The sequence below is a fragment of the Candidatus Bathyarchaeia archaeon genome, assembly GCA_038882715.1.
In the GTDB taxonomy this organism is placed as follows: Archaea; Thermoproteota; Bathyarchaeia; order Bathyarchaeales; family DTEX01; genus DTEX01.
In genome coordinates this window covers 38,495-62,901 of the sequence record JAVZNR010000007.1, presented here as the reverse complement: position 1 = coordinate 62,901, position 24,407 = coordinate 38,495, and the positions used below count along the sequence as shown (strand labels likewise).

At 45.4% G+C, this 24,407-nt stretch carries 21 protein-coding genes and 1 tRNA gene; 11 read left to right on the top strand and 11 right to left on the bottom strand.

Features of this window, described 5'->3' with window-relative positions:
• Window positions 1-89: 89 nt before the first annotated feature.
• Together QXR61_05585 and QXR61_05580 are read left to right on the top strand one after the other, a co-directional pair.
• Window positions 90-1,139, top strand: a complete 1,050-nt coding sequence (locus QXR61_05585) for a radical SAM protein (protein ID MEM3757414.1) — start codon at window positions 90-92, stop codon at window positions 1,137-1,139.
• 117 nt (window positions 1,140-1,256) lie between these two features.
• A complete protein-coding gene (locus QXR61_05580) occupies window positions 1,257-1,727 on the top strand; it encodes a hypothetical protein (GenBank protein ID MEM3757413.1) in 471 nt (156 codons plus the stop codon).
• Window positions 1,728-1,742: 15 nt separating this feature from the next.
• Here QXR61_05580 and QXR61_05575 read toward each other — a convergent pair whose 3' ends face one another.
• The 5 genes from QXR61_05575 to QXR61_05555 all read right to left on the bottom strand — a co-directional run bounded on the left by QXR61_05575 (window position 1,743) and on the right by QXR61_05555 (window position 10,219).
• The gene (locus QXR61_05575; GenBank protein ID MEM3757412.1) at window positions 1,743-2,180 is read right to left on the bottom strand and encodes a 30S ribosomal protein S12; all 438 of its coding nucleotides are present in this window, start codon (window positions 2,178-2,180) and stop codon (window positions 1,743-1,745) included.
• A 74-nt stretch (window positions 2,181-2,254) separates the two neighbouring features.
• Complete coding sequence (locus QXR61_05570) at window positions 2,255-2,692, bottom strand: NusA-like transcription termination signal-binding factor (GenBank protein MEM3757411.1); 438 nt, start codon at window positions 2,690-2,692, stop codon at window positions 2,255-2,257.
• Complete coding sequence (locus tag QXR61_05565) at window positions 2,685-3,011, bottom strand: 50S ribosomal protein L30e (protein MEM3757410.1); 327 nt, start codon at window positions 3,009-3,011, stop codon at window positions 2,685-2,687. The genes QXR61_05570 and QXR61_05565 overlap by 8 nt, the downstream gene beginning before the upstream one ends.
• The gene (locus QXR61_05560) at window positions 3,004-6,849 is read right to left on the bottom strand and encodes a DNA-directed RNA polymerase subunit A' (GenBank protein ID MEM3757409.1); all 3,846 of its coding nucleotides are present in this window, start codon (window positions 6,847-6,849) and stop codon (window positions 3,004-3,006) included. Before QXR61_05560 ends, QXR61_05565 begins: the two co-directional genes overlap by 8 nt.
• A gap of 1 nt (window position 6,850) precedes the next feature.
• A complete protein-coding gene (locus QXR61_05555) occupies window positions 6,851-10,219 on the bottom strand; it encodes a DNA-directed RNA polymerase subunit B (protein MEM3757408.1) in 3,369 nt (1,122 codons plus the stop codon).
• Between the two features lie 476 nt (window positions 10,220-10,695).
• On the opposite strand from QXR61_05555, the gene QXR61_05550 reads away from it, so the two are divergent.
• Window positions 10,696-10,962: a hypothetical protein gene (locus tag QXR61_05550; GenBank protein MEM3757407.1), complete on the top strand. Its 267-nt coding sequence runs from the start codon at window positions 10,696-10,698 to the stop codon at window positions 10,960-10,962.
• A gap of 15 nt (window positions 10,963-10,977) precedes the next feature.
• Here QXR61_05550 and QXR61_05545 read toward each other — a convergent pair whose 3' ends face one another.
• Window positions 10,978-12,420, bottom strand: coding sequence for a M48 family metalloprotease (locus QXR61_05545; GenBank protein ID MEM3757406.1), 1,443 nt, complete (start codon window positions 12,418-12,420; stop codon window positions 10,978-10,980).
• 192 nt (window positions 12,421-12,612) lie between these two features.
• On the opposite strand from QXR61_05545, the gene QXR61_05540 reads away from it, so the two are divergent.
• On the top strand, window positions 12,613-12,861 hold the full coding sequence (locus tag QXR61_05540) for an LSM domain-containing protein (protein MEM3757405.1): 249 nt from the start codon (window positions 12,613-12,615) through the stop codon (window positions 12,859-12,861).
• A gap of 101 nt (window positions 12,862-12,962) precedes the next feature.
• Here the strand turns inward: QXR61_05540 and endA are convergent, their stop codons facing one another.
• The 3 genes from endA to QXR61_05525 all read right to left on the bottom strand — a co-directional run bounded on the left by endA (window position 12,963) and on the right by QXR61_05525 (window position 15,054).
• A complete protein-coding gene (gene endA, locus QXR61_05535; protein MEM3757404.1) occupies window positions 12,963-13,523 on the bottom strand; it encodes a tRNA-intron lyase in 561 nt (186 codons plus the stop codon).
• Window positions 13,524-13,552: 29 nt separating this feature from the next.
• Window positions 13,553-14,578: an S-methyl-5-thioribose-1-phosphate isomerase gene (mtnA, locus tag QXR61_05530; protein MEM3757403.1), complete on the bottom strand. Its 1,026-nt coding sequence runs from the start codon at window positions 14,576-14,578 to the stop codon at window positions 13,553-13,555.
• Between the two features lie 62 nt (window positions 14,579-14,640).
• Window positions 14,641-15,054, bottom strand: coding sequence for a hypothetical protein (locus QXR61_05525; protein MEM3757402.1), 414 nt, complete (start codon window positions 15,052-15,054; stop codon window positions 14,641-14,643).
• 177 nt (window positions 15,055-15,231) lie between these two features.
• On the opposite strand from QXR61_05525, the gene QXR61_05520 reads away from it, so the two are divergent.
• From QXR61_05520 to QXR61_05505, 4 genes are all read left to right on the top strand, one after another.
• A complete protein-coding gene (locus tag QXR61_05520; GenBank protein ID MEM3757401.1) occupies window positions 15,232-15,438 on the top strand; it encodes a hypothetical protein in 207 nt (68 codons plus the stop codon).
• A 64-nt stretch (window positions 15,439-15,502) separates the two neighbouring features.
• Window positions 15,503-17,734: an STT3 domain-containing protein gene (locus QXR61_05515; GenBank protein ID MEM3757400.1), complete on the top strand. Its 2,232-nt coding sequence runs from the start codon at window positions 15,503-15,505 to the stop codon at window positions 17,732-17,734.
• Between the two features lie 75 nt (window positions 17,735-17,809).
• Window positions 17,810-17,916: transfer RNA gene (locus QXR61_05510), tRNA-Arg, on the top strand.
• 225 nt (window positions 17,917-18,141) lie between these two features.
• Window positions 18,142-19,539: a cation diffusion facilitator family transporter gene (locus QXR61_05505; protein MEM3757399.1), complete on the top strand. Its 1,398-nt coding sequence runs from the start codon at window positions 18,142-18,144 to the stop codon at window positions 19,537-19,539.
• A 14-nt stretch (window positions 19,540-19,553) separates the two neighbouring features.
• On the opposite strand, the gene nth is transcribed toward QXR61_05505, so the two are convergent.
• Window positions 19,554-20,216 carry an endonuclease III gene (nth, locus tag QXR61_05500; GenBank protein ID MEM3757398.1) on the bottom strand — a complete coding sequence of 221 codons (663 nt, stop codon included), beginning with the start codon at window positions 20,214-20,216 and terminating at the stop codon, window positions 19,554-19,556.
• Window positions 20,217-20,337: 121 nt separating this feature from the next.
• On the opposite strand from nth, the gene QXR61_05495 reads away from it, so the two are divergent.
• Entirely contained in the window at window positions 20,338-21,498 is a 1,161-nt protein-coding gene (locus QXR61_05495; protein MEM3757397.1) for an enolase C-terminal domain-like protein, read from the top strand.
• 142 nt (window positions 21,499-21,640) lie between these two features.
• Here QXR61_05495 and QXR61_05490 read toward each other — a convergent pair whose 3' ends face one another.
• Complete coding sequence (locus QXR61_05490; GenBank protein ID MEM3757396.1) at window positions 21,641-22,627, bottom strand: hypothetical protein; 987 nt, start codon at window positions 22,625-22,627, stop codon at window positions 21,641-21,643.
• Between the two features lie 117 nt (window positions 22,628-22,744).
• Here QXR61_05490 and QXR61_05485 point away from each other — a divergent pair, with 117 nt between their 5' ends.
• Window positions 22,745-23,023, top strand: coding sequence for an SWIM zinc finger family protein (locus tag QXR61_05485; protein ID MEM3757395.1), 279 nt, complete (start codon window positions 22,745-22,747; stop codon window positions 23,021-23,023).
• A gap of 69 nt (window positions 23,024-23,092) precedes the next feature.
• Entirely contained in the window at window positions 23,093-24,355 is a 1,263-nt protein-coding gene (gene prf1, locus QXR61_05480) for a peptide chain release factor aRF-1 (protein MEM3757394.1), read from the top strand.
• Window positions 24,356-24,407: the final 52 nt, after the last annotated feature.

The window sequence follows — 24,407 nt, the reverse complement described above, 5'->3', positions numbered from 1 at the left end:
CTCGACTCTTCCTACATCATCCCCAAGTCACATATATTGCCACGCGAAATTTAAATCTATTTTTGAACATTACAGATTAAGGATTCAGTATGAGTAGGCTATATGTTCCCAAGCCGTTTTCAGCCGGAGTCCTATTGACCTACAAGTGTACGAACGAGTGTCGGCATTGCATGTACGCGTGTTCCCCAAAATGGGGAAGCTATTGGATAGATTTAAAGAGCGCTGAGAAGATTCTGGAGACGTTCTCCAAATCGTTTAGAGAATACTACCCTGAGGATTTTAATCAGGTTGGAGTTAATATTGGATTACATTTTACTGGCGGCGAACCTTTCCTAAATTTCGACCTTCTATTAAAGCTGGTTGAAGCCGCCAGCAGCCATAGTATACCGTCCATTTTCGTCGAGACGAACTGCTTCTGGTGCATTAACGATAATGTGACTGAAGAGAAGCTTACAGAGTTGAAGAAATCTGGTTTAGACGGCATACTTATCAGCGCCAATCCTTTTGTCGTTGAGCAGACACCCTTCGAGCGTATAGAGCGGGCCGCTAAAATAAGCAGACGCATATTTGGAAGAAACGCGATAATATATCAGGAAAGCTTCTTCAATCAGATGATGTCTATTGGCTTGAAGGGAACCATTTCTTTTGAGGAATATTTATTGATGATGAGTAAAAGGGATCCCTTGGGACTTTATTACGGGTTAAGTTACCCATCAATGCTTTTGATGGGTAGGCTACCCTATAGGCTGGGCCACTTATATAGGAAGAGGCCAGCGAGAGAATTTTTCGGTGAATCTTGTTTGGAAGAATTGACTCGAAACTGGCATGTGCATGTGGATAACTACTATAATTATATAACTGGTTACTGTGCAGGCATATCTTTAGGGGACGCTAGAGAACTGGAGACGCTGTGTCAGGATGGAATAGATTTAGACGAGCACCCAATAATTGGTAGACTTACATCATTTGAGGGTATTAAAAAGCTCTTCATATATGCTTCTGAGAATTACGGGTACAAGGAGAGAGAAAATGGATACATATCAAAATGCCATCTCTGTCTCGACATAAGGAAGCATATCGTAAGCCAAACAAACGATTTTGAAGAGCTTAGACCAAGAGAATTTTACAAACATTTATGAGACGCGCCCACCTCTTATCATATACATAAATGTACAGCTAATATTTCCTCTCAAGCTTTTTATTCTTAATCGCGGATTTTTATGCTGAAAACCATTTTTTAAGTCAAGTGAAAATAAATGCAGTCGCAAAGAAAACAGCCCCTAAGGAAAAAGGTCGAGGAGGAGTTTACAGAGGAAGGTATAGGAGCCAGCAAGCTTGTTGAAATGCTTGTTGAAAGTTTTTTGAGGGCTGGCAGCGATTATGGTGCGATAACCGACATAAGAACTGATGTTGACCGCATTTACACTCTCTTAAAAAACTATATTTCTAGAGAGAAACTGGACATATACGTTTTAAAAGTCGGAGATAAAATATTCATGTCTAAGACTAATGTGAACTTTGACAGGATTTATGAGATTATAAGGGAGCGGTCGCGTCTAGAGATAAAGAGGGGCATAATTGAGATATGGGATGACTCGGAGAACGGATTGCTGCATTTCCTGATTATACCTTTGAGAAAACATTTTCCAATGGAGTATACTACAGAAGATGATAAGGAGAAAATCGTGAAAGCTTTACTCGACGAATATTCAGATGTTTACCTATAAGTCTCAACCATGAGCCTAGCGCCTAGGCTTCTCCTTTCTACCCAAAACCAAATCCTTAAGCGCTATTCCATTAACCGTTATAACTTTCCATCTAACTCCGGGAATATCGCCCATCGACCGCCCTCTTGAGCCGCCTATGCCTTCAATGAGCACCTCATCATGCTCATCAACAACGTTGAGCGCTCCGTCGCCTGGCAGGAAAGCCGTTACAACTTTACCGTTCTTTATGAGCTGAACTCTCACGCATTTCCGTATCGCGCTGTTCGGCTGCTTGCTTTCCCGCCCCACTTTCTCTAGAACTATTCCGCGAGCCATGGGGGCTCCTTCGAGAGGATCCGCTTTAATATCTAACATAAGCATGCGTCTCTTATAGTATCTATCCTTCCAACGGAACTTTTGCCTTCTATCGCGGAGCTTTCTTGCGGCGAACTCTCCTCTAGGCTTTTTAGCCATGTTTTTCAGCTCCAATTATTCAACATTTTGCCAAATGGTTATAAACGTTTCGTTTGTTCAAGTTCTATGCCAAGTTATACTATGATGACGTTACTTATGTTGAAGTAGCGCTTAGCTAGAAATCTAACCTTTTCAGCGTTTCTGCCGTTTTTACCGATGGCTATGCCTTTATCTTTGCTTTCAACTGAGGCGACAGCTATAACGCTTCCGTCAGGCTTCTTGATTATCCGCACCTCTTTGACAACCGCGGGTTTCAAAGCGTTTTTTATAAGCTGAACGGGATCCTCAGAGAACTCTACAACCTCATATTTCTTGCCAGTGATCTTCTCGAGAAGCGCTATGTTTTTGCCTCCTTTACCTATGGCTAGTCCGACTTCGCCCTCCTTTATCACAAAGATGACTCTGTCGAATTTCTGGTCAATTATGCAGTCTCTAACCATGGCTCCTGTTAAGCTCTCGAATAGACGCATATATTCTAATTCATCATTAGTTAAACGAATACCCCTAGACATTTTCACCACCCGCAAACTTGAGGATATCGGAGTCGCCTGGGTCTCTTATTGTGAGGGAGGATACTGGGAAAGGTTTACCGCAAACTGAACCTAAATCTAAGCTTGTGCCAGGATATATTATTAACGGAACACCGGATAGTTTACAGTAGTGTTCGATTTTCTCACGTTTATCTTGTGGACAATTGGATGATAGGACGACTAATTTAGCTCTCCCAGTCATAACGCTCTTCATGGTGGAGTTGGAGCCAAATAAAATTTTTCCTGTTTTAACGGCTATGGATATTGACCTATCAATCTCACTTCTACTGAAACTACTCAAATACTTCACCTTCCTCTAGGTTTGTACTTGAAGATGGAGCCGTCATATAGATGTCAACTAGACCTGTCCCTACGGGTATAGTTTGCCCAACTATAACGTTTTCGGTCACGCCTTTCAGCGGATCAACCTCACCTTTAATAGCCGCTTCAACGATATTTGGCACAGTTATCTCAAATGCAGCCCTAGCGAGAACGCTCGGCTTTTCACCGCTAACCCCATGTCGACCTATCTGCTTAACGCTGCCGGTCACAGTCATTATATCTGCCACAAGCATCACGTGTCTAACATCAACGTCCAGCCCCTGCTCCTCAAGAACACTCATAGCCTCCTCAATTATCGCGTTTCTGGCAGCCTCTATGCCTAAGGTTCTCTCCACCTCATGAATACTGTTTGTCGTTGTTCTCGTTGGATCAATCCCAACAACTTCAAGAACCCTAGGTAGATTAGACCCGTCGGTCCTTATAATCCATTCGCCGTTCTCTTCAGTCACATAAACCCTCTTTATGCCGGGCACGCCCTTCACATAATACGATGAAACTTTATTTAAGAGCTTTTTAGTATCCATTTTCCTTTTAGGCTCAATAAACATTAAGTTGTTCTCGAACCTCAATGAGCAATTTGGTATATTGACTGTTCTGCTGAGGTCTTCTACGGTTATTCCGCGCTCGCTCATCCTGCGTTCGCTCAGTTTAACAATAATCCCGCCGGTTTCCGGATCAATATATGTTTCCTCAGCGATGTCCTCTACGGTCGTATATAGAATTCTCTGCGCAACCTCCATCGCCTTCTCCCGGCTCTTCCTATGCTCTTCATCTAAATACACTGTCATAACAGGGGTTGAAGGCTCCCTCCTCGCATCAACTATTTCAATTAAACGTGGTAGTCCAAGCGTTACGTTCTGCTCCCTAACACCAGCATAGTGGAACGTTCTCAGAGTCATCTGCGTACCCGGTTCACCGATAGATTGCGCCGCAACAACGCCGACGGCTTCGCCGGGCTCCACTAGAGCCTTCTTGTAGCGTTCAAGAGCTAGTTTAACAGCCAGATCCACGCCCTCTCTACTAAGATTTGAGGCTTTAAGCCCCTCTATAAGCTCGCGCACCAGTAGCGGCGTAAGCTCATCTTTAACGCTATTCACTTGGCTCTCAACATATTCTTCTGACGCGGGCTCACCGGCCTCAACCATAAGCCTAACTTGGTCAATAAGCCTGCTGACGTTAACCGCCTTACCGTGATCGCTCTTAGCTGGATCCACGCCGTCCTCACCATACCTGAACTGTACGATTTCACCTAACGAGTTTCTTACAGTTCCATCATACTCAACGCGTAGGTGCTCAAGGGCGTTAATTAGCCTTCTTTGCATGTACCCACTCTGTTGAGTCCTCACGGCCGTGTCCACTAGGCCCTCGCGTCCGCCCATGGCGTGGAAGAAGAACTCTATTGGATCAAGACCGTCCCTGTAAGATGAGTAAACGAAGCCTCTCGCCTTCGGAGACGGATCGCCTATATTGAAATGTGGCAAAGCCCTTTCCAGATAACCGCGTATAACACGCTTACCACGAATAGATTGCTGACCTAGGATCGCTGCCATCTGCCCTATATTAAGTGTTGAGCCTCTAGCGCCAGTCTTCGTCATCACTATGCCGGAGTTTTCAAGGCTAAGATCCTCTTCAGCGACTTTTCCCGCCTTCTCTCGGGCTTCAGCTAACTCATTCATCACGTAAAGCTCAAATGAATCTAAAAGCGTCTGCCCAGGAAGCCTCTCTAGAGTGCCTTCCTGCAATTCTTTCGTCAAAGAGTAGATCTTTTTCTCAGCGTTCCTTATGATTTGGCGTATTTTTCGTCTAGCTTCAGATGAAAGATCGAGTTCGTCAAAGGAGTAGGTGAAGCCGCGTATAGTTATGAAGCGATTAAGTAAGCGGCTAATTTGATTAAGGAATTTTCTGCCAGCCTCGGTTCCATAATCCTTAATTATCCTATGCAGAACGCTTTCAGATTTCTCGGCGCCTATAGAGTTCTTGTCTATTACGCCCTTAATCAAGACGCCGTCTTTTATCACAACATACGCGTCGTATGGGCATTCCTCTTTGAGGCAGACATCACAGTTCCTACATACGCTAGCCTTCAACGCATAGTTGAAGCCTCTGGGGAAGAAAAGGCTGAATATCTGTTTTCCAGTCCATAAAGGCTCAGGCTCCTTAATCGCTGGCTCCGGTAAAGGCCCCTCGTAACCCGCAGCCGCTAAAAGTTCGCATACCTCTTTTTTGTTTAGGAGCGTTGATTTGCGTGTTAAGAGGAAAGCAGCGGTTATAAAGTCTCTGATGGCGCCTATTATCGGCCCTCCAAATCTGGGTGAAAGTATATGGTCTTGAACCTGCATAAGTAAGCGGGCTTCGGTTTGGGCTTCCTCACTTTGCGGTACATGAAGGTTCATTTCATCCCCATCGAAGTCCGCGTTATATGGCGGGCAGACACATAAATGTAGCCTAAAGGTCTTATATGGAAGAACCTTAACGTAGTGAGCCATTATAGACATCCTGTGCAGGGACGGTTGCCTATTAAATATCACTATGTCGCCGTCCTGTAGATGCCGCTCAACAACAAAACCTGGTTCAAGAGCCTCAGCGAGCTTCTCTTTATCAGCGACGAACTCAAGCCTAATTCGTTTTCCATCAGGCCTAATTATGTAGAGCGCTCCTGGATATTTATCCGGCCCGTTTTTCACCAGCTCACGTAGTCTGTCAATGTTCCACGGCGTAACTTTTTCAGGCAGAGTAAGCCTCATAGCTACGAATAATGGGACGCCAACCTCATTTATATCCAAGTTTGAATCTGGGCTAATTACTGTGCGCGCTGAGAAATCAACCCTCTTACCCGACAGGTTGCTTCTAAATCTCCCTTCCTTACCCTTTAAGCGCTGGGATAAGGTTTTAAGCGCCCTTCCGGAGCGATGTCTGGAGGGCGGTATACCGGAGGCCTCATTATTGAAGTAGGTGGTGACATGATACTCAAGAAGCTCCGATAGATCTTGGATTATAAGCGTTGGCGCACCGGCCTCAATATTTTCCTTAAGTCTCTGATTTATTCTAATTATGTCTACGAGCTTATGGGTTAAGTCATCCTCAGATCTTATTCCCGACTCGAGCGTTATAGATGGTCTAACGTAAACCGGTGGAACCGGCAGCACTTGAAGGATCATCCATTCTGGGCGGGCGTATTTAGGATCAAAACCTAGAAGTTCAAGGTCTTCATCAGGGATCCTCTCAAATCTCTCACGTATCATGCTGGCCGTTAAACGCTGGGAGCCGCCCTCCTCAGTATACTCATGAAATACCGTTGGCTTAGTAAACTCTATCTTATACTGTTTTGCGCCGCAATACGGGCATTCACGGTTCTTTCTAGCCTCCTCAAGAACCCTATTATAGAATGATGTGGGAACAGTGCCAAGCATCTTCTTTAATCTTTCCATTCTGGCCCTAAGCGAGCTAATGGTTTTTTCAGGCAACAGGAGGCGCCCACAATTCCTACATATCGCTTGAAGAAGATTATAGATTATTTCGGCAAACTCAACATGTATTATTGGCACAGCGAGCTCTATATGCCCAAAGTGACCTGGACACCCCGCAGATGTGTTACCGCATGTCCTGCACCTCTGCCCAGGCTCCAGTACACCTAGGCGGCTGTCCATTAGGCCTGATGGTATAACCGCTCCGTCCTCATCGTAAGTATCGGCGGTTTGAATCTCAACAACAGACATTTTTCTTATCTCTTGGGGTGACATAACGCCGAATCTTATTGAATCTATCACTTTTTGGTATGCTTCCTCAATCGCCGCCATTTTACGCCCTCTCCCTTAACTTTAATCTGGGCGCAATACATAGGCTCATTAGCTCCTGTAGGAGGAGCTTAAACGCATATGAAACCGTGACCGGTGAAACTCTTGCTTTATCTTCACATAAGTGGCACACATATTTACGCTGCCTCATATCGTAGTAAGCTATGAAGCCGCAGTTTTCACAAACATATATCACGTGTTTATCTGACTCTTCGAGAAGCCTGTCTTGGAGGAGAAGAGCTGCTCCATGCCCAATTAGGCAGTCTCTCTCCATCTCTCCGAAGCGCAGCCCGCCGCCTCTCGCTCTTCCCTCGGTCGGCTGCCTAGTCAACATTTGAACCTGTCCTCTGGCCCTAGCATGAATCTTGTCAGCCACCATGTGATGTAGCTTCTGATAGTACACCACGCCGATGAATATGTCCGCCATGTATTTTTCGCCAGTTACACCATTATATAAAACCTCGCGGCCAGTGTAACTGAACCCTAAGCTTGTAAGCATGCGCTTGAGGATCTCGCCTCTCCTCTCGCCTACGAAGGGGGTTCCATCCATAAATTCGCCCTTCAAAGCTGATATTTTGCCAGCCATCGATTCTAGGAACTGTCCGATAGTCATTCTTGACGGGATAGCGTGCGGGTTAATTATCACGTCTGGGACAATTCCATCCACGCTGAAGGGCATATCTTCCTGCGGCACAATCATCCCTATGACCCCCTTTTGACCGTGTCTTGAGGCAAACTTGTCGCCTAGCTCGGGTATGCGCTCATCTCTAACCCTAACCTTCACAAGCCTGTTTCCCTCACTAGTCTCCGTTATAAACACCGCGTCAACCACGCCTTTCTCGGAGGGCCTCATCTCTATGGACGAATCCCTCATTGTTGGGCCCCTAACCTCGAACTCCTTATACTCTTCGAGAAATCTCGGCGGGCTTACTCTACCTATTAAAACGTCTCCGCCAGAGACTTCCGTCTCCAATCCCACTATTCCATCTGGCTCTAAGTGGCTGTAGTATTGCTCTCCACGAAAACCTCTGGTTCCGGGCTCAGGCACAGTTAACTGATCCTTTAAGCCGCCTAGGTACTGGCGGCATTCAGCCTCATACAGCCTATAGAAGGTGGAGCGGAATAAACCGCGCTCTACAGAAGCCTTGTTAACGACTATAGCGTCCTCCATGTTGTATCCTTCGAAGGATAAAACCGCTACAATGCAGTTTTGCCCTGAGGGTCTGAGGTCGTACCCTATAATCTCCATGGGTTTTGTTCTGACCAGAGGCTTCTGCGGATAATGGAGCGTATGGGCTCGCGAGTCAACTCTAAATGAGAAGTTGGAGGCGTAAACTCCTAAAGCCTGTTTCGCCATCGCGGACTCGTAGGAGTTGCGTGGAGATTGATTATGCTCTGGGTACGGTATTAGAGAAGCGCAGATCCCAAGAATGCCGTAAGGCGTCAACTCAAGATGGGTGTGTTCAGGCGTTAAGTCCTCTGGATAAAGCGCTATATAGGCGTTTTCTTCCTCCTCCGCATCCAAATATTCGATTATGCCGTTCTTTATCAGATCGCTCCAAGTCCATTCTCTGGAGATAATCTTTTCAACATGCTCTTTCCTCAGCTTAGGCACACCGTTCTCCACTATGATTAGAGGTCTACGTATTCTTCCCTCATCACAGTTCACGTAAATCTCACGTTTAACACCGTAAACCTCAGAGAAATACGCGATGTTGACCTCAGGGAGTATCTCACCCATTCTTCTCGCTCTTCTTATATCATTGACTAGGGCTTCTGGGTTATCACAGTAGCCTACTGGAACACCATTCACAAAAACCTTTGTACCCGTAGCCCTGAGCTTCTCATCAGCCTCAAGTAGCGGGACAACTCCCCGCCTATAGAGTTCACGTTTGATTTTATCCGGATCCACACCGATAGATATCGAGGCTGATAAAGCCAGATTCTTAACCAGCCCACAGTTGGCGCCTTCAGGCGTCTCGTTTGGACAGAGCCTACCCCAATGCGTAGCATGCAAATCTCTAGCCTCAAAGTTAGGCTGGCTTCTGCTCAGCGGCGACTGAACCCTCCGTAGGTGGCTGTAAGTGGATATTAGGTTGGTTCTGTCGAGGAGCTGCGTTATGCCAACTTTACCCCGGCCCCAGTTGCCGGTCGCCAACGCATGCTGGAGCTTCTCAGTTATTATGCCGGGTCTGACGGCTATTGAGACGCTTAGCATGCGCCTCTTTGAACCCATTCTTTCAAGCTGATACTTTATGTCGCGGCAAAGATTTCTGAAGGCAATACGGAATAAATCGGCTAATAGGGAGCCAGCGAGCTTCAACCTTTTGTTCTTAACATGATCCTTGTCATCCGGTTTGCGCCTACCTAGCTTTAATTCAATGACTCTAGCAGCCATCTCGCCAAGTAGAATCGCCTTATCAATCCTTTTCTTATGAGACCTCCCAATATGAGGCATAAAGTTCCTGTCTATGAGGAGCTCGGCTCTTTGAATCCTATAACTCTTCACTTGGCCGTGCGCTACCCGGTTACCAATAAATAAGAGGGCTTCCTCAACAGTGTTCACTCCAGCGGCATCCTCAAACGACGGCTCCAGCTCACTCTGTATGCTTTTGTCCAGTGAAACCGCTTCAGCTATCTCCTTATCCGATTCAAGTCCAAGAGCCCTCATTAAAACAACGAACGGTATTTCCGAGGGGATGCCTGGAATAGAAACATAAAGCGCGCCGTTAGGCTTCATTCTAACCTCGATCCTAGCCCTAAAGCCCACTGTGGTCGAAAAGATTTTAGCCCTATAAATCGGTGTTGCGCCCTTAATCTCAACATCCGTGAGAATACGGTTTGGGGCTAAATCTTCTAGGGCAACTATAACCCTCTCAGAGCCATTAATTATAAAGTATCCTCCCGGATCTAGAGGATCCTCGCCTTGCCTAATAAGCTCTTCCTCGGATAAACCGTACAGGTGGCAGTATCTAGATTTAAGCATTGTTGGAATATCGCCTATATATACAAGCTCCTTATCGAGCTCTCTATCGCCAACAACCGGCGTCATCTCAACGGAAATCGGCATAGCGTATGTTAGGTTCCTTAAACGCGCCTCCATAGGATATATTTCGCGGCGCGTCCCATCAACCTCAGTAATATAGGGGCCATAAATAACGCCGTTTTCAGTCTCCCGCGCAATAAAAACTTTACCAAGCTTTATTTTAAATGGGCCTTCCGGAACCTCAATCTCAACCTCGCCAACCTCATCCACGATTTCCTGGAGGCCGTGCTCAATGAACTCGTTGTAAGAATCAAGATGTTGCCTAACCAACCCCTTCTCTTCGAAGAATGACTTAAAAACTAGAAAAGCGTCGTCCGGGCTAATCAAACCTTAAAACCTCCCCGAGCTCAAACATGTTGCAGCATAGCGCTGAATAGATTCAAGACACATTATTAAACCTTCCTATTAATTTTATTTACTGCCAGCATAACCTTCAGGTAAGAGCAAGTAAAATCTAAAACAACAAATGAAATTAATAAACTTTGCTTTTCTAAAAACCCTAAATCATGCTGGAAATACCTGCCGAATCAATTATTTGGCCCCAGCTCCGCAGGCCGACGTCCTAATCCTGACTAGACCACGGGTCCAATGCTAGTTGCTTCTGTTTGGCGGACCCGGGGGGATTTGAACCCCCGACCTCCGGCTTTCTGCGCTGGAGCCCCAGCATCAAACATATTTTGTGATGTTAATGCTATAAACATTTTGTTGTGAATTTAACGCGTTTAAGGGCGTCAAACACTTGGGAACCCAACCTTTATATTTTCTTGAATCCTTCTTTTTATAGAGTTTGAGGGGGTTTATATTTGGGGATCCCGATATCTCCGGAGGAGTTAGCTGAGGCAGAGGAAGTAGATTTTGTCGAGGAGAAAGAGGATTGGAACGTTTATAGGTTGAGTGACGGCACAATACTGAAAGTTAAACTTGTTTTAACAGGGGTGAAGAGGCTTAGAAAATGGAACCCTGATGGGACACCAATCTATGTGATAAACTCGCAGAACATTGTGCGTGTGGTTAATGTTCCTAAAGAACTGAAGGCGAAGGCGAGAGAGCCCTCTTTTAAGCCGACTTAAACCATTACTTATCTGTTAAAGACCTATTTCCCTGAGAAAACCGTTTATGCAGTCCTTCATCGACTGAAGGAATGGATGCTTGATTCTTGAAGGCTCCAAGTTTTCAAGCCTCTCTATTCTAAATGACAGTGGTGGATGGGGGTCCAATCCGATCCAGCTGCCAACCCTACCTGAAACCCTCTCAAACCATAGGCGCCTATAACCTATCTTCCTTAGGGCATTAGCTAGGGCATCCGATTTCCCAAGCGTAAGCGCCGATTCAAGATCCGCTCTAGCCTCAAAAAACTTCGCTACAAAGTATATGAGGCTTAAAGCGAACAAGAAATACAGGAAGCCGAACATCATGATGAACGGTGTTAGCTGCAAAAGAACGTAAACCCTGAAGAGGTATTCGGCCGACGTCAACATGAAGAGCGAGAGGGGATCCCTACCCTTAACGTGGCTTATTTCGTGACCTATAACCGCAGTTATCTCCTCCTCATCTAATTGGATTAGAAGCCCGGTTGTCACTAGAATGAGGCTGAAGCGCGGGGACGGGCCTGTGGCGGCTGCGTTAGGAATTATAATGTTTGCTATTCTGACTTTGGGGACAGACATGTTGAATTTATTGGCGACATCGTTGACTATTCGGTAAACATCGATGCTTTTTATCAACAGGTTTTCAGGCCTAATGCTTATACCATAATTTCTAAATACTTCTTGAACAGTCTGGGCGTCTATTGGTTTTCCAAGCGCCAAAGTTTTCTCATAAATTTCCCTCTTGATTTGGAGAAGGCGCTCCCTAGGATAATTCTGCCTGATAAAGTCGAGGTCTTCTGGGGGAATATGATATTGTAGTATGTGCACTGTAGGCGACTCTTTCGTAATAGGCCAGTCGCCCATCTGCATAATGATTTTGTCCGAGAATAAAATCAGAATAAACTGTGATAACACTAGGATTAAAGGAGCGTATGTGGGGCCGAAAAAAGCAAAAACCATATAGCTAAATAATATGAATATAAGGAATAATAGAAGCATGTTTCCAGTAAAAATTTGGCTAAGAACCCTTTTTCTCCTCGTCAACATTTTTTCACTCGTCAAATGTTTGCCTGGAACCCAGGCAAAATACAGTGTTGTTCTTCTGACATCGTCTTCGAACATTTGAAACATTATCATTAGATCCTCTTTTATCCTATTTAGAACCCTTTGTGAAAAGTGATCGCCGTAGGGTCTCATCTTGATCTCAAAGGGATCTCCGGTGGTGATCTCAACATCAACATACCATGAGCCTGAACCCAAGAGTGAGAAAGCTAAAGTTTCTTTTCCGTTAATGATCCAGCGCCTAACGTTTGCGAAATTCTGGTAGTGTGGCACTATATATTTCCTATATATAAACATGAGTAAATCGTGGTAGTAGGCGGGCGAAACCTCTGTTTGCACGTTAAATGAAAATTCTCTGACCTCGCTTAAAATCTCCATTATTCATCCATCTTTCACGTTCTACATTTATTGATGAATGCTTGCCGACTATTAAATATGTCTCTTCCCTTAAATACGTGGTGCGCGGCGGGAAAGCGTAAAGATGGCGTAAAGGTTTTTAAGGGATCACAATAATGCTTTTATAGAGAAAGTAAGAATTCTTTGGTATTAGCCAGAAATTTGGCGGTAACTATGGAGCCCAGTAAAAAACCATTAAATGTGCTCATGAAACAATTGAACTCCTATATCGGTGTTACCCTTAAAAATAATGTGGAGTACAGGGGCACCATGATTCACTGCGACAGCTACATGAACATTATATTGAATAGCGCGGAAGAATATAACGGCGATCACTTAATCGCAAATTACGGTAAAGTTTTAGTGAGGGGAAACAACATCCTCTACATAACGCTAAACCCGCCGCAGAAGAAAGAACAATAATTGCGTAAGCGCCATTATAGTCGCTTAAAAAGCGAGTCTAACTTTAGAGGCTGAAGCCTAAAAGAGGATGCAGGATTGGATGCTGTCGAGTTAAATTATGTTTAGAAGTTGAGGCGTGAAAGGGAATAGTATACGATTTCGCCCCTTCTATTAATAACGGCTAATATAAGTTCTTTTTTCAGGTTTTGTGCGCGCAGCAATATTTGTGTAAGATCCTCTATGGATAGAGCCATACCCTCATATATGCCGTAAACCAAGTAGTCCGCTGAATCTTTACTGTATTCCCCTCTACCATAGAGGCGGAAGTCCACACCTAATCCGAAACCTTCCCGAACAACGTACCCCCTGCTTCTTAAATCGCGGTAGATAAGGTATTTAACCCAAGCATTTTTCTCAATAGACTCGTATTTTTTCAGGATGTCTTGAAAGCCGACGGGGGTTCCAGTCTTCTCATCTATGACCTTAAGTAAGCCTCTGCTGCATAAGTACAGGGCTTCATAGAAAGTTAGCAGAAGCCCCTCATCTTTTTGTACTCCGTAACCTCTCAGCGATAATTTTTCAGAGTTCTCCCTAGATTCAACAATAACCCCATTATCCCTAAGCCAAGCCTCAATAATCTTCTTTTTCGCTTCTTGCTCCCCGCCACCGTTCTGTCCAACCATATTTTGCCCCAACTAAAGATTTTCTGCCCTCAAATATTTTTCCTTTCATAAAGCCTTTCAAAGTACTCTTTGCCTAGAATCCCCGCTTCGCATATTACAGCATCAACATATTTTATTGGCGTTATGTCGAAGGCTGGATTAAGCACGTTCACCCCTAAGGGAGCTACTCTAACGGATCCTATATGCGTCACCTCGCTAGGATCCCTCTCCTCTATAACCACGTCCCTCGCAAAAGCATTTAAGTCGAATGTTGATAGTGGCGCCGCAACGTAGAAAGGTATGTTATGCTCCTTAGCTAAGACAGCAATGGTGTACGTGCCTATCTTATTTATCACAGCGTCGCGGACCACTCTATCCGCGCCGACAATAACTTTATCGACAGCTCCCTTAAACATCAGGTATCCAACCATGTTATCGGTTATCAGAGTTACCGAAAACCCGTCACGCATAAGCTCATAGGTCGTTAACCTAGAGCCTTGGAGTTTAGGTCTAGTTTCAGTAGCTATCACCTTTACACGTTTACCTTCTTCCTTAGCGGCACGTATAACTGCGAGCGCTGTTCCATAATCTACGGTGGCTAATCTTCCAGCATTACAATGCGTTAAAATAGTGTCACCGTCCTCTATCAACTTAGAACCGTGTTCGCCGATCCTACGGTTTACTTCAACATCTTCATCAGCTATCCGCTGGGCTTCATCAATAACTAAGCGCCTTAAAACCTCAACGTCGCCAGCGGAGCCTTTAACCTTCTTTAAGACCCTTTCAATAGCCCAAAAAAGGTTAACTGCCGTAGGCCTTGTCCCCCTGAGTATATCGGCTGCGCGCTCAATCTCCTCGATGAAGGCTTCTCTGGTTTTCGCTTCTGAGTAATATGCCGTTAACGCTAAGCCGTAGGCCGCTGCGACGCCTATTAACGGAGCGCCCCTAATCTTCATTTTCCTAATCGCGTCAGCCACTTCGACGCAGCTTCTTATCTCAAGCCATGCTTCCTCGTCAGGAAGCAATGTTTGGTCGATTGTGGCAACTACACCATTTTTCCACTCAATTGTCCTCATGCCTAAGCCAACCAAAATATGGATTAAAAGACTTTTAGCCTTTTAACTCTATCTAAAAATTTTCAGAAGCCAAGCCCAATTTTCCAGCTGTAAAGAGCTATTTCAAGGATTATAACCACGATAATAAACAATATTATGCCGGCTCGTATCAGCGTTGAAGCTTGGCTTGGATTACGCAGGTACTTCACGCTTTGATATATAAGTATTAGTCCTGCAGCGCCTAAAGCATAGGTTATCATTACAGCTATGCTTTCGCCGAGCATCTGATCATGTAGGCCTGGATAGAGAAATATGAAGCCTCTTGAGTATGGAATTACGCTTCTAATAGGCATCGAGATCATGTATATTCCTCCGCCAAACAGGAAAATCGTGAAGAGCATTAGAATTATCGCCACAACATTTTGCGGAGGCCTATAATTTAACATTCTGCCAACCCTTCTCCAGAAACGCTCCAGCGTTTGGGAAATTTTAGCCATCCTCGGGCAACCGTCCTGCGAGCGGATCGATTTCTCCTTAAACTAATCAACAAAAATAGATTTAAATGTTATCTTTCCACAATCAATATCGCGGTCTCGAAGATTTTAGAGATTAGACATATTAGGAAACTTTTTAAGTCTTTTCGCAGTTCAAGATAGATGGCATGGTGGTATCTTATGCCTCAGCAGGTGCTGTGTGACGGATGCGGGGAGATTTTATATCAGGGCTACGACATAAAGTCTCCCGAAGAAATATACGAGATGCATGGCGGCAGATGCCCTAAATGCGGAAGAAAATTATCGCTTATGCCTCAAAAGATCGATATTCTGCCAGTGAGAGAAAGGTCGGGAAGAAACCAGAGGTCGCTTTCCCCCAGCAGGTAATGCAAAAATATTTTTATAGGAATTTAAAAATAAGATCTTGCATCATTAGCTTAAGGGTGCTTTAATGAAGCCCAAAGAAATACCTGGAAAACTCATGGATCTACTGCATGAGACGTTACGCCTTCGACCAAAAATAACGCACTCGTCTCTTATCAGGGGAACCACCCTCCTCTTAATTCTGATAATATCTTCGATTATCAGACTGCTACCTTTACGCTGGGGCTTCTACCTTAACGAGTTTGACCCCTACTTCCACTATTATGTAGCCAAACACATATCAAACAACGGTTTCGCGTACTTCTTCTCATGGCACGATTATACCGGTTGGTATCCTTATGGTCGCGATACGCGCTACTTCTCTAATCTTGGTTTAACGGTGACCGCCATCACATTACATAAAATTCTAAGCATACTCGGGGTTTCACCTTTTCTTACTTCCGCTTCAAATCCTCTGGATCCATTAGCCTCAGACCCCTTATACAACCTATGCGTAATCTTCCCAATCATAGCGGCAGCGTTCACCTGCCTCGCCATATATCTTCTTGGAAGAGATCTTGGAGGGGAGGCCGTTGGATTATTATCGGCGCTATTGCTGGCTTTAGATCTCTCCCATATCGGCCGAACATCGCTAGGATGGTTTGACGATGAAACCATCGGGATACTTAGCGCCATCCTTCTAATATTATTCTTTGGTAGGGCGGTGGATAGCGGAAGAACCCTAAAGAGCAGCGTCGCGTACGCTGTTTTGGCAGGAGTCTCTCTAGGATACCTCTGCATGTCTTGGGGCGCGGCTAGATACATGGTCGCTGTGATCGCGCTTTTCTCCTTCACGCTTCTAGTTATAAAGAGGTATTCGCCGCGCCTACTTTTATCTCACACGATTACTTTTGCTATAGCCCTCTCTATAGCTGCGGCGACCCCGCGAACGGGAGTAGGCTTCCTCTTCGAGGCAACCAATCTCCCGGTTTATGGCGTGCTCTTCCTGCTCTGTTTAGCCGAGTTAAATAGGCTTACACCAGCACTAAGAAGAAAAGTAATATATTCTCTAGTAATCATTGCTTTAATAGCCGGGATCTTCAGCGCCCTATTTATAGCTGGCTTCATTAATCTTCCCGGTATGAAGTTCCTTTTCACATTAATCCCATCGCTCCGCTCAATCAGCCCGCTCTTCGAGTCTGTCGCTGAGCATAAGCCTTCTTCATGGGCAACCTTCTACTACGACTTCGGTTTCGGAACAATATTTGTGCCGGTAGGCATATTCTTCGCCGCTTTAATGGCGACCAACTTAAGCGTACTCATCATTCTGTACTGTATAACATCCATTTACTTCGCCAGCTCAATGGTCAGATTAATTATCCTCGCATCCCCAGCCATATGCTTGCTCTGGGCATTAGCGTTGAAACGCGTCTTCTCGCCGCTTATTCTAGCTTTAAGAGAGAGGATTCCATCCCTCGGACGAAAAGCGAAGATTAAGCCCATTGAGAAGGAGCTAGTCGCCGGACTTCTAATACTGGTATTCGCGGTGTTTACATTAACATATGCTTTCGGAACAACATTCATTTTAGGCCCACAATCCCCGGGTCCAAGGGTTCTCTCATACGCTGATACCCCGGCAACTCTTTCGGGGGCTAGCCTCTCAGTCAGACCGTCTTCTTTAGTTCCAGATTGGATAGAAACCTTGACGTGGATCCGCGAGAGCCTGCCGCCCTCACCTTCCAAGCCCGGTGAAAAAGGAACTGTTGTTGCAAGCTGGTGGGACTACGGCTACTGGATAACTGTTTTCGCTAATAAAACCACTCTTGCAGATAACGGCACAATAAATGGCACGCAGATAGCTCAGATTGGAAGAATGTTTATGTCGAATGAAACCGAGGCCGTTGAAATACTTAGAAGATACAATGTTACTCATGTAGTCGTATATGTAACTTTTGACACCCAGGGGAGAGATGCACCCGGATATGGCGGCGATAACGGTAAATGGAGGTGGATGGCGCTAATAGGCGGATTGAACGACACCCTCTTTGGGAACTATACGCTTGGATGGGACTGGGTAGACAACAATAGGAATTATCAGGTTGACAGCGGCGAAGTAATAGCGAACGAGAGAGGACAGAGCACCGTATTATATAAGCTGATGAATTACGGTAAAGAAATAACATTATACGGTAGAGAGGTAACAGTCAATCTCCAACACTTCAAAAAAGCCTATTTCTCACAGAAAGAGGGTTCGCCAAGCCCTGCCCCGGGAACATCAATCGTGCCGCTGGTATGCGTATATGAAGTAATCTACGAGTAACAGCCGCAAGCGAAGACATAAATTATCCTCCAGAAAAATATTCGCTTAAAGGCAAACATAAATAACGAGAACACGGGGCCCGTGGCCTAGCCAGGATCCAAGGCACCGAGCCAGAGAAGAAGCAAAGGCGTGCATGCCTCCGGAGCCGGAGATCCCGGGTTCAAATCCCGGCGGGCCCGCCAAAAATCCAATCCTGCCGCTTTTCCGATTCACGTTTTATCTTATTTATGGTGATAGTATCTCAGGATACGGGCAGTATTTATCAAAACTTGAATGTATGTAAATGACTGCACTCATTTATTTTTCTGGCATAGATCTCAATGCTGAAAAATTTTTGCAATCTAGGTTTCAGCGTGCGTGCAAGTATAACCTTAAATCTCTGATCCACAATAATAGTGAGGATGCATGTGCAGGCTTTAGGGAGCGGAAATATTAGGAAGGCTGAGGCGCTAAAATACTCTACTCTAGCGATCATGAGCGTCTTCCTTGCAGAATTGTTTTCAGGCTTAATCGTTAACAGCCTCGCAATATTGAGCGACGCTCTACACGCTTTATTCGACACGTTATCATCGTTTATGCTTCTGGTTTCGGTGCGCGCGGCACTTAAGCCCCCTGATGAAAACCATATGTATGGTCATGAAAAGTTTGAGTTGCTGGGCGGATTAATCGGCGGCTTCACGCTAATGGTGTTAGCAGCCTATATCGCTGCCGAGTCGATTCTCAGGATCTTTAGGGTCGAGTCTTACATTAAGCTCGACCTTAACTTAGCTGGATACATCACTTTAACATACACGTTTCTAATAGATTTATTGAGAATATTGATTTTCAGATCTGTCTCTGAAAGAAGCCCAACCATATCGGCTGGCTTTTACCACGCGCTTTCAGACCTAGGTTCAACTATTATCGCGCTTTTAGGCTACTGGCTCTCAACACATGGGATATTTTATGGAGACCCCCTAGCCTCACTGATATTAAGCGCTCTCCTAATTTCGTTAAGCGCTAGGCTCATCTGGAGCAACGCCATGGAGCTCAGCGACATAGCGCCTAAAGAAACTGTTGCAAAGATCAGGGAAGAAATCTCAAAGGTCAGCGGAGGCTTATTCAGCTACGAAAACCTGAAAGTTAGGGAGATCGGCGGAAAGCTATATGTTAGAGCTACTCTTAAAATCCCAGACTATATAGGTTTTGAGGAAGCACATGGCTTCGCAAGCAGGGTAGAAGACGGCATCAGAAGGGAGTTCAAAGACGTGGACATATATTTCCACATAGAGCCGGTGGGCATGAGGGGAATGTCCACGAAGGAGTTCATCGAGAAGCTTGTGGGCAAATTTAGAGACGTGAAAGGAATTCACGATGTAAACATATCCCATCATGATGGGAAAATCTACGTTATATTGCACGTGCAGGTAGACCCATCAACGCCTATAAGTGAAGCCCACAAGCTGGCAGATAGAATCGAGGAAACTATTCGCAGAAACATGAGTAACATTGAAAACATATTTGTCCACATAGAGCCGTCAAACATCGAGCTAAATAAGGGCTACGTGTTGGATGAGAAGGAGGTGGAGGCGCTTACACAGGCGGCTGCCGAGAAACATGGGGGTAAAATAAGGGTTAAGCGCGTGATATCTTACACCGCGGATGGTAAACGCTACATCAATATTGAATGCTCTCTTGGCGAGGAGACTTCGGTTGAGGAAGCGCATGAAATGGCCACTGAGATAGAGGAAGCCATCAAGAATAGGGCTTCTGAAACAATTGTTTCAGTACATATGGAGCCGGGAGATGAGGGGGCGCGTTCCTAATAGCTTACATTGAACTATTGTCCCGTAGAGGCTGAGGGGCAGATTCCGTTAAGTATGCATTCGCCGCATTTAGGGCGCCTTGCCACGCATATTCTTCTGCCATGAAATATTAGTAGATCAGCGAACCTAAGCCACTTATCTCTGGGAACTATTTCCATTAAATCCTTCTCGATTCTCTCCGGACCATTCTCGTTTGTCAACCCAAGCCTCCTAGAAACCCTAATGACATGGGTGTCAACTATTATCCCCTCTATGACGCCGAAAGCATATGAAAGAACAATATTAGCTGTTTTTCTGGCGACCCCTGGAAGGCTCAGCAAATCCTCCATTCTTCTAGGTATCTCGCCATTATACTTCTCAACTATTATTTGGCAAGCCTTCTTTATGTTTCTGGCCTTAACTCTACAGAACCTCACAGACCTTATATCGTTCTCAAGCTCCTCTAAGCTAGCGTTCGCGTAGTCTTTAACAGTCTTATATTTCTTGAACAGGTTCTCAGTAACCTTGTTGACAAGGTCGTCGCGGTACTGCGCTGCAAGGATCGCTGCGATAAGAAGCTCTAGTGGATTACTCCATTTTAAGATCAGCTTCGCGTCTGGATGAACCTTCTCTAAAAGGTTGATTATTTCGGTAACCCTATTCTTCAACTCTTCTTTTTCCGATTTATCTGAGCACAATGCGCGAACCCCATAAAAATTTCACATTTAAGGAAACTTAAAGCTTTATTCCCCTGCAACCCATAATACCATAATAAAGATGGCGGTGAAGCCGAAAAATACTGCGAATGGTGACTTAGGATTGAAGATAAGAGAGGTGAGAGTTGTAAAGCTCGAAAAGCCGGAGAAAGGCGGATTTAAATCTGAGCCGAGAAGACAGCCCTGGATAGTTGACGCTGAGGTGGCAAACCCGATGTCTAAGTACCCCAGATATAAAAGGCATAGAAGCAGCTGGCTGCCCGGATGGGAAACCCTGTGGGTGAAGATAATCGCCGAAGACGGATCCTGGGGGGCCGCCCCGATCTCTTACGGTAAACCAGCCGCGGTTATAATTAGCGATCATTTAGGGCCGAAGATTCAGGGCGAAGACTGCTACGCTATTGAGAAAATATGGGACATGATGTTTAGGCTGACTAAACCCTACGGCTCTGAGGGGCTAGCCATGTGCGCCATCAGCAGCATCGATTTGGCCCTATGGGATTTGGTTGGAAAGCTATATGGGGCTCCAGTTCACGAGCTGATCGGCGGCCCTGCGAGAAACAAAATATTCTGTTACGCCACCGGAAACGATTTTGACTGGTACTTGGAGCTGGGCTTTAAAGCGATAAAGCTGGCATGCCCGTATGGTCCTGCGGATGGCTTCTGGGGAATTAAAGAGAACGAGAAGCTCGTCGCCGAAGCCAGAAATACTGCCGGACCGGATGTGGAGATAATGTTGGACTGCTACATGGCCTTTGACGTGGAGTACACTTTAAGGTTGGCTAGGCGCCTAAAGCCGTACAACCTTCGATGGATTGAGGAGCCACTGATCCCTGAAGATTTAAACGGTTACGTTGCGGTTAAGAGAAGGGTAAACTGGGTTTCTTTAGCCGGCGTAGAACATTGGTTTTCCCCATGGAGGTTCAGAGAAGCCATAGAGAGAAGGGCTCTCGACATTTTGCAGCCGGACATACATTGGGTGGGAGGATTAACGGCGTGCATTAAGATTTGCCATGAAGCCGACCTAGCTGGACTCACGGTCTGCCTTCACGGCGGAGCAAACGACCGATATGGCCTCCACTTAACCTATTCTATGCCAAACACCCCTTGGGCCGAGTTCTTTATATCTTCTCCGCCGGGCGTGCCGCTTGAGGAAGCCTATCCAGATAACCCTGTTCCGAGAGACGGATATATTGAGCTTGACCGCGGCGCTGGTTTCGGTGTCCCAATAAGGGAAGAGTGGCTTCATCCAGTTGAACTATAATGTTAGTCTACGCGTTAAAGCCGGGGCTTCATCAACCTCTTCGGCGATACCGATGCTTAAAATAAGTGATGATGCTCTCTGCTTCCTCACAGCAAATATTTTTCTTGCTCAAGTCGCGTTTTAGTCCATAGAGATTCAACTTTTACTTGAAGGCTCTAGCCGGGCTTACATAAAGTAAAAGTCTATCTACTTCAAGGTTTAGTCCAAGCTCTTTACTGGCGGTTGGATCCACGGCCTCTATCCACATAAGCCATCTATTTTTAGCATAGTCATATGCAACCCCTGCGTAAGTATGTATGGGGTAGACTGGATGCTCATATATTGAGCCAGGCTTCCATTTAGCCTCAAATATCGTTTCAAGATTCATTCCCCTATGGTCTATAGTGTAGGCTGCAAAGGTATCTGTAAGCGCAGCATCATTAATAACCTCCCTAGTCACGGTGCCGATGAAAACGGGTCCCATACAACCAGCTAATATGGAGCCATAAAGCAGTAGATAATTTTGCTGTTTCACGCCATTAACCGTCGGCACACCCAGCTTAACCCAGTTTCTCCCATCTCTACTTAAGGCTAAGGCTGTATGCACAACGTTTGCGCCCGCCGCCCTCGCCTTGTAAAGGCATATGTATCTTCCATCCACTATGTCGATTGTGGGATCCCTAGCTTCAGCGCTATCGTACTCCGCATCGCGTCTCAGAACAAAGCCTTCGCCAACCCATGGACCGGAGGGGTCATCCGCGGACATAAGGTATGTTTCCCATCTCCTCTCGGAGACATCGACTGAGATGTACAGCATGTAGCGTCCAGTTAGCGGATCTCTTAAAATCTGAGTCCCCTCTATACTTTTAACCGTTTGACCGCAAATGGAGCTTATTTCCTCCTTACTTATACACCAAGCTAAACTGTAGTTTTCTCCATCCTGAGAACGATATATTTCAAGAGCATATCCTCTCAATTCAGCGCCAGCCCTAGGTCTACTCGTAAGCCAGAACTCCTCATCCCATGGATCAAACCACAGTTTACCTGCACCACACCAGTGGCCCGGCTCAAACTTCGGCGGATTTAAAAGAACCTTTCTAAATTTTCTTCTAGAGAAGATCGCTTGTGGTGGATATGCTCCCTGCCACATATAAGACGCCGCCCGCTCATTTTTAAGCTAACCTTAATTAAGTTGGGGTCGAAAATTTAATGCTTTTCAAATAATTTATTTGAGCCTATGGTTATATTAGTTTGAGGAAAAACGGTCTTGACTCTAGATAAAATTATTGAGAAGGCGTATTACCTTATATATGGAAGAAGAGTTGAGCAGATTGAGGAAGGAATATATAACGTTGTTGGTGAACATGGAACTTACACTGTTGTGAGAAGTTTAGATGGTTCAGTAACATGTAATTGCCCGGGCTTCGCTTCAAGGAAGAAGTGCTCCCATTCCCTGGCAGTCATCTTGCTGAATAATCCGCACCTATTGAGAAGCATTGAGAGAGAACTGAAGAGAGAGGAGAAGAGCCGTAAGGCTAAACGCTAATTAAGGGCTTCTTAAATTGTTTTAGGGAAAGCATAATTCACTAACGAAGATGATTGACGGGTATGAGAAATGAGCTCTAAGAGGACATCCCTCGAAATATTCCGTTTAAAGAAAGTACTGGAGACTCTGGCCTCAAAAGAGGGGAGAGGAACAGAGCTCATATCGCTTTACATTCCGCCTGGAAGACAGATAAGCGAGATAATTGCTATGCTTAAAGACGAGTGGGGCACAGCATCAAACATTAAATCAACCACAACGCGTAAGAACGTGCAGGACGCCATAGTCCGGGTGATCCAGAGACTCAAGCTCTTCAAGGAGGTCCCGGAGAACGGGCTTGCCATATTCTGCGGCGCCATACCTCAAGGTGGACCTGGAAGCGAGAAGATGGAGACTTACGTTATTGTTCCGCCGGAGCCGATAAACATTTACCTGTACAGATGTGATTCAAGATTCCACATAGAGCATTTAAAGGATTTAATTAAGGAGAAGGAGACGTATGGTGTTGTACTGGTGGATTCAAGCGAAGCAACGTTTGCGACTATAAAGGGGCGACGCTTGGAAATAGTTGATGAGATAACTTCCGGTATACCGGGTAAACATAGGGCTGGCGGACAGTCAGCTAGGCGATTCGAACGTATACGTGAAGCTCAGGTTCAAGAGTTCTTTAAGAGGGTTGCTTCACATGCAAATGAGGTCTTTCTGCCCATAGAGGACTTGAAGGGGATAATTATCGGCGGGCCCGGGCCGACAAAGTATGATTTTGAGAAGGGGGAATACTTGGATTATAGGCTTAGGGAGAAGATCATAGGTGTCGTTGACACGGCTTATACTGGCGAGCAGGGCGTTAAGGAGATCCTTGAGAAAGCTCCGGAAATAATGAGGAATGTGAGGTACATTGAGGAGAGGAGGATTGTTCAAAAATTCCTTTATGAGGTTGGACATGATACCGGATTAGCGACTTACGGCGAAAGAGATGTTAGGAGGGTTCTTGAGGCGGGTATAGTTGACACGTTACTGCTGTCAGAAGCTATCGATGTAACGCGTGTAACGGTCAGCTGCACGTCATGCGGATACACTTATCACGAATCTATGAGGAGCCATGAGGTAATGGGATTTACACAGTCGCTTCTGGGTAAGCAGTGCCCTAAGTGCGGAAACCCGACGCTTGAGGTTGTTGAAGAGAAGGATTTAATTGAAGAATTGGCTGAAATAGCCGAGGCTGCTGGCTCAAAAGTCGAGATAATATCGCCGGAAACAGAGGAGGGACAGATGCTGCTAAAGTCCTTCGGCGGTATAGCGGCCATCTTAAGGTATAAGATGGAGCAACATTAATAATAAACCCGAAACATTATGTTTCTCTAAGTGGAATAAGGTTAGGCGGGGT